The 13,514-nt window shown below is 39.6% G+C and carries 7 protein-coding genes; 5 read left to right on the plus strand and 2 right to left on the minus strand.

The window, feature by feature from the left end; translation table 11 throughout:
• Positions 1–383: 383 nt before the first annotated feature.
• Positions 384–2,024: a PAS domain S-box protein gene (locus ACFQ3S_RS04170; protein ID WP_377161534.1), complete on the minus strand. Its 1,641-nt coding sequence runs from the start codon at positions 2,022–2,024 to the stop codon at positions 384–386.
• Positions 2,025–2,430: 406 nt separating this feature from the next.
• On the minus strand, positions 2,431–3,462 hold the full coding sequence (locus ACFQ3S_RS04175) for a S66 peptidase family protein (RefSeq protein ID WP_377161536.1): 1,032 nt from the start codon (positions 3,460–3,462) through the stop codon (positions 2,431–2,433).
• A 133-nt stretch (positions 3,463–3,595) separates the two neighbouring features.
• Between ACFQ3S_RS04175 and ACFQ3S_RS04180 the strand changes: the two genes are divergently transcribed.
• The 5 genes from ACFQ3S_RS04180 to ACFQ3S_RS04200 all read left to right on the plus strand — a co-directional run bounded on the left by ACFQ3S_RS04180 (position 3,596) and on the right by ACFQ3S_RS04200 (position 13,514).
• On the plus strand, positions 3,596–4,339 hold the full coding sequence (locus ACFQ3S_RS04180) for a DeoR/GlpR family DNA-binding transcription regulator (protein WP_377161538.1): 744 nt from the start codon (positions 3,596–3,598) through the stop codon (positions 4,337–4,339).
• A gap of 487 nt (positions 4,340–4,826) precedes the next feature.
• The gene (locus ACFQ3S_RS04185; RefSeq protein ID WP_377161540.1) at positions 4,827–7,931 is read left to right on the plus strand and encodes a SusC/RagA family TonB-linked outer membrane protein; all 3,105 of its coding nucleotides are present in this window, start codon (positions 4,827–4,829) and stop codon (positions 7,929–7,931) included.
• 11 nt (positions 7,932–7,942) lie between these two features.
• A complete protein-coding gene (locus ACFQ3S_RS04190) occupies positions 7,943–9,514 on the plus strand; it encodes a SusD/RagB family nutrient-binding outer membrane lipoprotein (protein WP_377161542.1) in 1,572 nt (523 codons plus the stop codon).
• 10 nt (positions 9,515–9,524) lie between these two features.
• The gene (locus tag ACFQ3S_RS04195; protein WP_377161544.1) at positions 9,525–10,331 is read left to right on the plus strand and encodes a DUF4397 domain-containing protein; all 807 of its coding nucleotides are present in this window, start codon (positions 9,525–9,527) and stop codon (positions 10,329–10,331) included.
• A gap of 171 nt (positions 10,332–10,502) precedes the next feature.
• On the plus strand, positions 10,503–13,514 hold the full coding sequence (locus ACFQ3S_RS04200) for a glycoside hydrolase family 3 N-terminal domain-containing protein (protein WP_377161546.1): 3,012 nt from the start codon (positions 10,503–10,505) through the stop codon (positions 13,512–13,514).

Raw genomic sequence — 13,514 nt, forward strand, 5'->3', positions numbered from 1 at the left:
GGATATTACAAAAGCAGGCTATAGGGTGATTTGGGAAAACCGCATTTAAAAGTTGAGGAATGTGCGGTTTCCCTCTGGAGAGGATGGAAGGGGGTGTGCACCTTTTACCGGAATTATTATCCACGTATAAATTGAGCTATAACATACTCCTAACTACGCTCCATCCAGCCCTCCAATTTCAAGAGGGAAATACAGTTTTAAATGCAATTTCCATGATGGAGTGATGACCTATTCGGGTATCTGAAAAAAAAGACTTTATAAATTAGCTATGCAGAAGAAGCAAATATGGGTAACCCTGAGATAGAGATCATCCATGATGTGCATTTATGGGTGCGAAATTGCCATAAATATAGCTTTGATATTTAGGCTGTTGTTTACAAATGTTAATTTTTATGGTTTTTAACATCTGTTGGTAGCGGGTACTTATTAATAATTGAATTAGATTCTAAAGTGATTTTTTTAATGATCTCGTCCAGCTCACAAGCAGATAAATGTATATAATCAATAGCATTTTCAAAATCATCGTCACGCAATGTTTTTAAAATATCAATTAAGCCCATTATACGGGCCAGGGGCGCCCTAACCACATGCGACTGCATCCAGGATATTTCACGGAAAGTTTTATTCTGATCTTCCTGATTTTGGAGGTATAATTTACGAACAGTGACGTCTCTCCCGGTTATACAAACACCTTTAATCAATTGATCTTCTATAAAAGGTGTTAAGGTAAATCGTATCCATAGTGCCGATTCTGGATCAGAGCAAAAATATCTATCATATTCAACAGTTTTACCTGCAAAAACCCTTTGTATTGCTGATCGGAAGTTTTCTTGTTTTGAAATTTCTATATAATTAAAAATAGTTTGGCCTACTTCAAACTGCGGTTGGTTTTTGTTTAGCAGTATAAATGCTTTAGCTTTAACATTAAAGGCTTTAACGTTAAGTTCTTCGTCTAAAAGCACAAACCCATCTGCAGCACTTTCAAATATAGCCCGCAAATTGGCCTCTGATCTTTTAATTTTTAAATTGGCATGATAAACTTCCAGTTCACTTTTAACCCGATGGGTAATATCAGTTGCTAAAACAATCCGTACCTGTTTGCCGTCAATTACTAATAAATTGCTTTCTATTTTTACATGAATGTATTCCCCGTCTTTTTTTAAATGCTTCGAAGTTCCATGATAAAACAACCCGGATTTCCGATTAGTTTCTACCAGATCTTCTAAATCAGCAACATCATTTTGTGGGTGGATATCTTTAATAGTCATTTGTAAAAACTCACTTTCAGAATACCCGTAATTACGAATGGCCGCTTTGTTTACTTCCAGAAATTTGAGGGATGAGGTATCAAATATCCACATCGGCGTAGGGCTTTGGTCAAAAATATTTTTGTAGCGTTCCTGAAGCTGCCCCATCGTATTTATAGTTTCTTGCAGGCCTTTAAAAATACGGTTGATTAAGTTAACAAGAATGATGCTTAAAAAAATAAGGTTGGAACTAAAGGCTATCCATTTTCCTGAAGTATATTCCTGGTTAATGGGTGAGTTGAAAAGCTTAAATTGGATTACTACAGCAAAAAATGATAATATGAATGTGTTTACCAATATAGACCAGTAGGCATATTTTTTACAAAAAATAAGGGAGATAAGAATAGTTATTGCGAATAGATAAAACACTCCCGGACCAATGTATCCTAAAAGATAGATCAGGAAAACAGATAAAATGTAAAAAATAATAATGACAAAAAGTTTTCTTAGCTGAAGGGATATTTGGTAAGTGAAGGTAACTATGGAGAGTAAAATCAAGCTAATTACATCAACAATTGCAATTACGGTATAACCTTCTTTTACCGACATATATACACCCGGAATAACTGCAATTAAACTAACAGGCAGGCAATAAAACAGGAAATTAAAAAATAATAGATCCTGCCAGTAACTTAGTTCGGTTTGAGTTTCAGCTATACGTGAAATTGTTTTACCTTTTACACTTTGCTGGTAATACAACCACAAGTTTTTCACCATTTAATTTTTAAAATTTGATCTTTTATATAGAATTTAACTTAGGCAGTCATAAAATTATAGTTAGCCAAATTGCCTTAAAAAAATTTACCGGCACTTTATCAATTGTAACAACTTAAAATTCTGTTATAATTAGTTTGGGTAATAATTGGTAGTTTGCTGCAATTAAGCCTATTTATAAGTATTTAGCATAAATTTAGCATAAATTTCGTGCTGCAGGGCAATTTAAAAAGATATTTAGTACCTCTCCAATATTATTATAGGCACTGTATAAATTAATGTGGAACATCAACATTATACATATAAGGAAACAGGAATTTAGCGGGGTTAATAATGAATGTGCGTTAAAGTGATTTATAGTAGGAGCTTGAAGTTAAACGAAAAGTATTTGAGGAATTTATATGCGTTATTATTCTTCAGATTGCAACAAACTCCCGGTTTCGGTAACAGCAAGCGTATGTAATATCCCACATTTTAAAGCAAAGTTATTTTTTTGATGCCCTACAGGAAAATTGAAACAAACGGGATAATTAAATTGACCGATTTTTTCGTTCACCACCGTTTGCAGGTTTTTACCGAACTCTTCGCCGGGTTCATCGGGCTTTAGTTTAAAGCCACCAATAATAAGGCCGGCTAAATGGTTTAGTTTGCCGCTGCGCAGCAGGTTGTACAGCATGCGGTCAATATTATAAATATACTCGCCGGTATCTTCTAAAAAAAGGATTTTTCCTCTTGTATCGATGTCTGATCGTGTTCCGGTCATGCTGGCCACAAGACTTAAATTACCACCAATCAATTGTCCGCTTGCGGTGCCGGTTCTGTTAGCTGCCGATGGGGGGGCGGTGTAGCTCATACTATTGCCGGTTAATGCTTGTTTAATAGAAGTAATGGTTTGTATTTGTATGGGTTCGGCCTTGCCCCAATCAGTTGGAAAGCTATTGCACATTTTACTGTGCAGGCTTGCCCAATGGTAATTTTGATGAATGTGATTATGTAAAACGGTAATATCGCTAAAACCAATTATCCATTTGGGGTGTCGTTTAAAGCCTTTAAAATTAAGGTTGTCAACTATTCTTACTACACCATATCCGCCACGGGCACACATAATAGCTTTAATGTGAGGGGCATCTAACATGTACTGCAAATCTTCGGTGCGTTCTTGGTCGGTACCTCCAAATGTAAAATCTTGTTTTCCTACGGTTTTTCCTATCTGTGTTTTAAAACCCCAGCTTTCTATTAATTGTATGGCGGGTTTAATAGCATCGGCGCTAATAAAGCCAGCCGGGCATGTTATACCAATAGTATCGCCCACGCGCAAATATGGGGGTATTTTACTGCTTTTTTTGCGCCCAAGTTCTAAATGCAGCTCATCACCACTTTTCATGGACGATAATGCAGCTGTTAGCGGTATAAGCGATGATAAAAAATGTTTACGTTGCATAATTATCGCTGTTGAATATGTATTTAGTCAACAGTTTAGATGTAAATATATTGGCAAACATGCATAAACATGCACAGTAAATGGGCAAATTTCTTAATTATACTATATTTGGTTAATTATAACCTATGTAACCATGCTCAAGGAGGAACGTCAAAGCTTTATTATTAAACAAATAAACCTGCATAACAAAGTGCTCTCGGCCGATTTGAGTGTGAAGCTCGATGTATCTGAAGATACTATCCGCCGTGATTTGAACGAATTAGCCAAGGATGCAAAAATTAAGAAGGTTTATGGTGGCGCGGTCTCTAAATCATTTTTACATACGTTTACACAAAATACTATATATGCTAAAGAGGCCAAGATACAGATAGCCAAAAAAGCCTTAACACTAATTAAAGAAGGTATGTTTGTGCTGCTGGGTGGTGGAACAACAATTATAGAACTTACTCGCTTGGTGCCCAAAAACCTGCACTGTACCTTTATAACCATTAGTCCGCTGGTTGCTTTAGAACTGATAGAATATACGGGCGCAGAGGTTATTTTATTAGGCGGGCGCTTACTGTCCGATTCGTTGATTAATACCGGGTCTATGGTGATTAATCAACTGTCGGAGATAAACGTAGACCTGTGCTTTTTGGGCGCAAACGCCATTTCCTTAGACAATGGTATAACTGATTCGGACCTGGAAGTGGTACAGGTTAAAAAAGCGATGATCAAATCGGCTTACAAATCGGTGGTATTGAGTATTTCAGGTAAACTCGATTCCACAGAAAAAATGGCGGTTTGCCCATTGAGTGCTATTAATTACCTGATAACCGAACTGGAGCCCAACGATGCATCATTGGCACAATACATTAATGCTGTAGCCTTATTATAAAGGCCCGAACTGTATAATATAATGGGTATGTATAGCCTTAAAATTATCATTTAAACCACAACACCTTAGGTGTTTGCTGCAAAATCAATTAAACTATAATATTTTTATGCTAATTTGTAAAAATTAGTCCTTAATCGTGCATTATTTTGCATGTTTTATTTAAATAATGCGAATAATTTTACTTTAATTCATCAATTTATTTATATTTGGTGATAGCTTGTAAGCGTGGTGCATTATTTTGCGGTTCTTAAATACATATATTGAATTGTATTTAGATTAATTAAATATACGGCTGTAGCTTTTGCTGATTCCAACCAAATACTTTTAAATTTTTATATAAGTGGCACATAATACACAACATGGCATCAATATTTGCTGGTTATTTTATATTCAAACACTCGTTCTTATATATTACACTTTCACATTTAAAAACTACAAGAATTTTCAATTTTAAATTATGCTTTCTTAAACAAACAAACATTCGTGTATGAAGAAACTTTTATCCATCTTTCTCTTCCTGTTATGTTTGGGCTCCACTGTTGCAATGGCCCAATCAAAAATTACCGGGAAGGTAACCTCTGGAGATGATGGTATGCCATTACCAGGTGTTACAATTAAAATTAAGGGAAGTAACGCGGCCACGCAAACCGGCCTGGCGGGCGACTATTCAATTACCGCCAACTCCGGCCAGGTTTTGGTTTTTTCTTTTGTAGGCTATTTTACGCAAGAAAAAACAGTTACCAACGGCGCAGCCATTAATGTTACTCTCGATCCCGATTCAAAAAACCTAAACGAGGTGGTGGTTACCGCTTTAGGCCAAACCGCGCAAAAACGTACCTTAGGTACTTCGCAACAAACTGTTAAAGGTGCCGATATTGCCGGTACCCAGCGCGAAAACTTTATTAACTCTTTACAAGGCAGGGTAGCCGGCGTAGAGGTAAATAGTTCATCGGGTGTACCTGGTGCTTCAACAAATATCACCATACGTGGTGTAAGCTCAATCAGTGGTAGTAACTCTCCATTATTTGTGGTTGATGGGTTACCTATTGATAACAAAACACTTAATACAGGTGTGCTGGTCTCTGACAATAGCGCTACTACTGCATTTAGTAACCGTGGTGTTGATTTTACCAACCGCGCTTCGGATATTAACCCCGAAGATATTGAAAGCCTTGTAGTGTTAAAAGGCCCTGAAGCTGCCGCATTGTATGGTATTGATGCTGCTAACGGTGCTATAGTAATTACCACCAAAAGGGGTAAGCCAGGCGAAGGCAGAATTGATTATAGCAACAGTTTTAGGTTAGAAAAACTACGCGCCAAGCCCGAAATACAAAGCACTTATGGTTTGGGTACTAATGGAGTAGGCAATACTATCTCTTCGTTATCAGGAGCATATGAGTATTTCGGTCCTGAGTATCCATCGGGCACCAAACTTTATGATAACGTTGAAAACTTTTTTCAAACCGGCTTTACGCAAAAGCACAACCTGGCGTTTTCGGGCGGTACCGATAAAGCTACCTACCGACTATCAACGTCTTATACCAACCAAAACGGGGTTGTACCTAAATCTGTTTATGATCGTATAAACGTAACCGGTGCTTCGCAGGCTACCATTAATAACTGGATGAAAGCAGATTTAAGCATGAGCTATGAGTATGCCAACAACGACCAGCCTTTAAAGGGCAATATTGGCCCGCTTATAGGTTTGCTTGACTGGCCACAAACCGACGATGCTCAAAATTACCTGAATCTATCGGGTACAAGACGTTACCTTGCATTAGCACCCGGACTTACAGCTACCGAGGTAGATAACCCTTATTTTAGTATAAACAAAAATATAAACAACACTAAAAATAACAGGTTTTTAACTAACCTGGGTTTAACCATTACACCGTTTAAATGGTTAAACTTAAAAACCAATGTTGGTATTGACGCCTATAACAACAAATTATTATTGTTAAGGCATCCCGAGAGTAGGGCAGGATTTGCAAGGCAGGGTACAATTGACGTAGCTACGGATATTACCCGTAACTTCAACCTGCAAAACCTTTTAAGCTTAACTCCACAAAAACTTACTAAAGATTTAACGTTTGACGCGCTTTTGGGTTTTTCGATGCAGGACCTGAAATCGGATGTTAATGCAGCTTTTGGTGAGAATTTTTACGATCCTAACTTTGTATCGCTCAATAATACACTGAATACAAGCAGGGGCTTAAAAAGTACTATTACACAACGCCGACTGGTGAGCTTTTTTAGCAGGGCTACTGTAAATTACAAAAACTACCTGTATATAACCGGAACGGTAAGAAATGACCGTACTTCGACCATTCCAATTGAAAGGTATTCATTTTATTATCCAGGCGTTTCAACCAGCTTTGTTTTTACCGATGCAGTGCCTTGGCTTAAAAAATATTTTACTTATGGTAAGTTACGTGCAGCTTATGCTGCTGTGGGTAAAGATGCCAGGCCTTATGCTTATGTACCAGCGCTCGAAAATAAGCCCACAGTTGGTGGAGGTTACGGCTACGGATTTACTGGGCCTAACCCTAATTTAAGCCCCGAATTTGCAAAAGCCTTTGAAGTAGGTACCGAACTTTCGTTCTTAAATGATCGCTTGGGATTAGATGTAACGGTGTACCGCAAAACAACCACCGACCAAATTGTAAATGATATTCGCGGAAGCTATGCTACCGGTTTCGTATTATTTAACCTGAACGGTGCTTCTACATTGAGCAAAGGTTTGGAAATTACATTAAGGGGTAAGCCTGTTAGTAGTAAAGATTTTAATTGGGATGTTTTAGCAAACTTTTCGGCAAACCGTGCTATTGTAAAATCATTGCCAAACGGCATACCAGAAGCTTATGTTTCTGATGCTTCTTTGTATGCCAATATACGTACCGGTAATACCATCGGTAACTCTACACGTGCATTAACAGGTCAGTTTTATTTGCGTAACAGCAGCGGGCAACTATTAATTACGCCCGGCACTGGTTTACCTGTACGCTCAACCCTATTTACCAACAACGGCTACGATAGAAATCCGAAATTCAGCATTGGTTTAAGTAACACGTTCAGGTATAAGGCATGGTCATTATCATTCCTGCTGGATATTAGAAAAGGTGGTGATGTATTGAACGCAACACAGCACTTTTTAACAACCGTAGGCTTAAGCACACTTACCGAAGACAGGCTTCAATCGCGTGTAATTCCGGGTGTGTTACAAGATGGTAGGGAAAACAGCAGCTCTCCAACTGTAAACAATATTGCAGTAACACCGTACTACCAAAACGGATATTATACCAACGTAAGCGAAGAGTTATTTATAGAGAAGAATATCAACTGGATTCGATTAAGGGATATGACCTTAAACTATAATCTGCCGCAAAAACTAATTAAGAGACAAAATTTTGTAAAGAACGCCAGCGTTTTCATGACCGCGACAGACCTGTTCCTGATTACCAATTATACGGGTTTGGACCCTGTGGTAAATGGTAATACAGCTGCAGTAGGGGGTTCGGGGGCAGTTGGTATTGATTATGGTAACTTCCCTATACCTATAGGTTTAAATTTTGGTCTTAGAGTTACATTATAATAAGTAATAGAATGAAAAAATTATATATCATATTGATGGCTGCTGGCCTCATTTCGGCAAGCAGTTGTAAAAAATATCTCGATGTAAATACCAATCCAAATGCACCTACATCGGTAACGGCAAATTTATACCTGTCACCTATACTAAGCTGGATGGCTACCGGCCCGGTGTATGATGGCCGGCAAATAAGCCGTTATATACAAAACTTTACATTAACAAGTGCCAACTCTACCTGGGATTTGCAGGGATATGATCCGGCACCATCTGATAATGGTGGTATGCTGTGGCGCACCGTTTATTTTGACCATGGCCAAAATCTGTTAGATATGACTGCCAAAGCAGAGGCCGAGCAACGGTGGGATTTGTTAGGCGTAGCGCAAGTTATAAAAGCCTGGGATTGGCAAAATCTTACTGATATTCATGGCGAGATCATTATTCAGGAAGCTTTTACACCCGATCCAACCAAAACGGCGTTTGCTTATGATACCCAGGAGTATGCTTATAACGAAGTACGCCGCTTACTAAACCTGGCCATTGCCAACCTGCAACGTACCGACGGTAGTGTTGATGCGGCATTTTTGGGTAAAACAGATATTGTTTACAAAGGCGACCGTACAAAATGGTTGAAATTTGCTTACGGCTTGTTAGCCATTAATTTAAGTCATTATAGCAATAAGACAGCATTATATGATGCAAACGCAGTGATAGCAGCGGTTGATAAATCTTTTGCGGGTAATGAAGATGATGCTGCTGTTAAATACACAGGTATATCTAACGACGACCGTAATTTTATTGGCCCAACACGCGATAATTTTACCTCCTACCGTCAAACGGCATTTATTAAATCTTTGATGGATGGTACACAGTTTGGTGGTGTTATGGATCCAAGAATGACCCGGATGCTTTCGCCATCACCCGACGGTTTATACAGGGGTTTGGTTACAGGTAGTGGAGTAACAGGTATAGCTGTAAATCAACAACCTTATAATTTAGCAGGTTACGCAGGAATTCCAGTAGTGGGTTCGCCATCAAAATACTTATTTGATGATAAAAGCAGATACCCGATTATGACTTATGTTGAATTACAGTTTATAAAAGCCGAAGCCGCTTATAAAAAAGGGGATAAAACAACAGCTTTAGATGCTTATAGAAAAGCTATTGCCGCGCATATGAATTATGTAAATGCAACAAACATGGATATTAGTGGTACGCCATCGCAAATTCCAGCCGCAGATATGGCTACTTACTTAAATTCTCCAAGTGTTGTTCCAACGGCAGCTAACTTAACTTTATCAAAAATTATGCTCCAAAAGTATATAGCACTATGGGGTTGGGGATTTATTGAAACCTGGATGGATCTGCGCAGATACCATTATCTGGATCCTGAAACGGCTGGCGGTACGCAAGTTTATGCGGGTTATGTATTTCCAACTACTTTATATGTTGATAATGTTAACAAACCGGCTTATCGCATTAGGCCGCGTTATGCATCTGAGTATGTTTGGAACTTAGTATCGTTGGAAAAGATCGGTGCTTTGACTCGTGATTATCACACTAAAGAAATGTGGATTACTCAACCTTAATTATTGTTTTATGAAAAAAATACACTTCGTTTTAACAGCAATGCTGTTATCAACGCTTTTATATTCATGTAAAAAAAATGGGGTTCAGGAAATTGATCAGATCATCGATCCTTCGACCCCGCAAATAAAATATTTCAATTTTGGAGTAAATGCGCCCAGCGTAAACTTTTATGCCAATAGTGTTAAAGTATCGGGCATTACCAGTGCTACCGGTATCGAGAGTACTTCTGGTGTTATATCTGGCAGTGTTTATCCATCATCTAATTACAGTTTACAATCGGCTGGTGTCTACGTATTTAAAGCACAATTACCATCTACTCTAACAACCGATGCCAACCTGGCAATAAATACGACAAATGCCACGCTTGAAAACTCGAAATTTTACAGCTTTTATTTATGTGGTTTATATAACACTACTGCAAAAAGCGCAGACGCATTTATTATAGAAGATAAATTGCCTGCGCCAGATTATAATGTAGCCTATGTACGTTTTATTAATACAGTACCAAATGCCGCAGCAGCATTAAATTTATATGTACATAATACACAGGCACCCGCAGGCACCGATATTTTATTAACTCCGGCTGCTGTAGCTTATAAAGGTGTATCTGATTTTGTTGCGGTACCAATTGGCACGTATGAATTATATGCCAGGTATCCTTCTTCGGCTACAGTAAACATCATATCCCGTAATGGTACTAATACGGTAGCCTTTGCAGGTGGTAAAGTTTATACCATAGGCTCAAGAGGTGATATTACCATTACCTCACCTACGGCAACTAACAGGCCACAGTTAGATAACACTGCTAACCGATAATTGGTTACCATACAAAAAACCCGGCTATTTGCCGGGTTTTTTGTTTTAATTAAATTACATGGCATGCATTATGCTGCATGTTTTGTGATAAACATGCATTAAAACCGCAATTATGATGAATGTTAATGCGTTTTTTTGCACATTTGCTTAATTGTAACCTACATCTTGTATATGAAAAGGGTTTTATACGCTGCCTTGCTGCCTTTATTATTCTGTTCGTTGGTTGTAAAGGCCCAGCAACCCCGGCCCGATACCGTTGCCGCGCAAAAATGGGTTAGTCAGGCCTTTAAAAAATTATCGCGTCGGCAAAAAATAGCACAGCTTATGGTCATGCGCCTCTCCGAAAAAAGGGGTAATAACGCGGTGTTTTTTACCGATGATGTAGAGCAGCTTATTAATAAGTACAAGGTGGGTTCGGTATGCCTGTTTCAGGGCAATGCCGTGCAGCAGGCCATGGTTTTAAACCAACTTCAGCAAAAATCAAAAATACCATTGCTGGTATGTATTGATGGCGAAACCGGCGTGGGTATGCGTTTTGGCGATGTAAAACCATTTCCCGATCAGCTTACTATTGGTGCCACCGGCGATGCCGCCATTGCTTACCACACAGGCAATGCCATTGCGCAACAGTGTAAACGTGTGGGCATACAGGTTAATTACGCCCCGGTTGTAGATATTAATAACAATCCCGATAACCCGGTTATCAACTTCCGGTCGTTTGGTGAGGATAAGTATAAGGTAGCTCTTTACGGCAGCCGCATTATGCAAGGCATGCAGGATGAAGGTATTATGGCTTGTGCCAAACACTTCCCCGGTCACGGCGATGTATCCGTTGACTCGCACCTTGATTTGCCCGTTATTCAAAAATCTATCCAGCAATTAGATTCGCTGGAATTGTACCCGTTTAAAACGCTTATTAAGCAGGGGGTGGGCAGCATGATGGTGGCTCACCTTTATATTCCGGCTATAGATACTACCCGTAACCAGGCTGCCTCTCTGTCTAAAAAAAATGTAACCGGGCTTTTGCGTAACGAACTTAAATTTAACGGCATCACTTTTACCGATGCGTTAGAGATGAAAGGTGTGGCTAAGTTTTATCCTGCGGGTGAGGCCGCAGTACAATCGCTTATTGCCGGTAACGATATGCTTTGCTTGCCCGCTGATGTAAAAGGCAGTATTAAAAAAGTACGCAAAGCCATCCGCCACAATAAGTTGAGTTGGGATGATATTAACCAAAAAGTTAAAAAGGTATTACTTGCTAAGTACAATTTGGGTTTAGATACGCTGAAAGCTATTGACACGCTAAATATTGCTGCCGATCTTAATAAAGACATAGAACCGATTAAGAAGGAAGTTTACAGTAATGCTATTACCCTGGTAACCCAGGCCGATAGTGCTTTAATGCCTTTGAAAACTTCCGGTAAAATTGCCTACGTAGGATTAGGTTTAGAGCGTGCTAACCATTTTGCCGACCGCCTGCAACAAGCCTATAACGCCGATTGCTATTATTTGAGCTACAAAGACAGTAATGAAAAGGCCGAGACTTTATTGAAACAAATAGGAGATCATTACCAAACTATAATTATTGGCCTGCATAAATACACTAAATACCCGGCAAAAAACTTTGGTATAAGCAATGCCGCGGTTAACGTTTTACACCAACTACAAACAAAACCTAATGCCTTGGGCATAGTCTTTGGTAACCCTTATGCCATTAAAAACATGGTTGATGCCCGCAATTTGGTAGCCGCTTACGAAGACGATAGCCTGATGCATGATGTAGCCGCCGATCTGCTTGCCGGTCGTATCTCTGCCAGGGGAATGATGCCCGTAACTGTGGAAAAGTTTAATTACGGCACAGGTATCACCACCAGTATCTATGTTCCGCTGGTACAATCGCAAATGATTGGGTTAGATAGTATTGCCTTAAACAAGATCGATAGTGTGGCCGGTAATGCCATTGCTAAAGGCGCTACACCGGGTTGTGTGGTGCTGATAGCCCGTAACGGTAAAGTAGGCTTATACAAAGCGTACGGTAGTTTAAGTTACGATGTTAAAGAGAAAGTAACCCGGCAAACGGTGTATGATCTGGCATCGGTTACTAAAATAAGTGCTACCAATGTATCGGTAATGAAACTGTATGAAGAAGGTAAGCTCAACCTCAACAAAACCCTTGGCGATTATTTGCCCTGGGTGCGTGGTACCGATAAAGCTGGTTTAAAACTAACGGATGTATTGCTTCACCAGGCTGGCTTAGTATCGTTTATCCCGTTCTACCGTGAAACTATCGATCTTAAAACCGGCACACCCAAGCCCGGCTTTTATCGCGCTCAACCCAGTGCCACATTCGGCATACGTGTGGCCGATAATATGTATATGCGTAATGATTGGGTAGATACTATTAAAAAACGCATTCTTACCAGTAAATTAGGCGCACCAGGCAAATATGTTTATAGCGACAACGATTTTATCTTCCTGGGAAAAGTGGTAGAACAAATTACCGGCTTAACACTGGATGAATATGTACGTCAAACATTTTACCTTCCTTTGGGCATGACGAGCACTACCTTTAAACCACTCGAGCACGAACCCCTTAATTTGATAGCGCCTACCGAAAAAGAAAAATTATTCAGGCTGCAGCAGCTACGCGGCGATGTGCACGATCCGGGTGCGGCCATGTTTGGCGGTGTGGCTGGTCACGCAGGTTTGTACAGCAATGCTTACGATTTAGCCAAGCTATATATTATGCTGCTAAACGGAGGCGAGCTGAATGGTGTGCGTTTATTTAAAAAGGAAACCATCGACTTTTTTACCGCTTACCATAGTGATATAAGCAGGAGGGGGATGGGGTACGATAAGCCCGAAAAAGATAACGCCACCAGCAAAGCACCGTATCCAACGCTGAGCGCATCACCTCTCACATTTGGACATATCGGGTTTACGGGCATTGGCGTATGGGCCGATCCTAAATACGATCTGCTGTATATCTTTATGTCAAATCGTGTAAACCCCGATGGTGGAGATAATAATAAACTGAGTTCACTCAACGTACGGTCGGATATTCAGGAAGCAATCTATCAATCCATTTTCAGGACCGAAAAGGCTGCTATTCCAAAACCTGTTGTAGCAGCTAAGCCAGTGCCGAAACTCAGGTCAACCTCTAACAGGGCAGTTAAAAAATGA

It is taken from the genome of Mucilaginibacter terrae (assembly GCF_042679325.1).
Classification (GTDB): Bacteria; Bacteroidota; Bacteroidia; order Sphingobacteriales; family Sphingobacteriaceae; genus Mucilaginibacter; species Mucilaginibacter terrae.

Bases quoted from the DNA above. Each gene is read 5' to 3' on its own strand.
- ACFQ3S_RS04170 (WP_377161534.1), bottom strand. From the start codon at position 2,024: ATGGTGAAAAACTTGTGGTTGTATTACCAGCAAAGTGTAAAAGGTAAA.
- ACFQ3S_RS04175 (WP_377161536.1), bottom strand. From the start codon at position 3,462: ATGCAACGTAAACATTTTTTATCATCGCTTATACCGCTAACAGCTGCA.
- ACFQ3S_RS04180 (WP_377161538.1), top strand. From the start codon at position 3,596: ATGCTCAAGGAGGAACGTCAAAGCTTTATTATTAAACAAATAAACCTG.
- ACFQ3S_RS04185 (WP_377161540.1), top strand. From the start codon at position 4,827: ATGAAGAAACTTTTATCCATCTTTCTCTTCCTGTTATGTTTGGGCTCC.
- ACFQ3S_RS04190 (WP_377161542.1), top strand. From the start codon at position 7,943: ATGAAAAAATTATATATCATATTGATGGCTGCTGGCCTCATTTCGGCA.
- ACFQ3S_RS04195 (WP_377161544.1), top strand. From the start codon at position 9,525: ATGAAAAAAATACACTTCGTTTTAACAGCAATGCTGTTATCAACGCTT.
- ACFQ3S_RS04200 (WP_377161546.1), top strand. From the start codon at position 10,503: ATGAAAAGGGTTTTATACGCTGCCTTGCTGCCTTTATTATTCTGTTCG.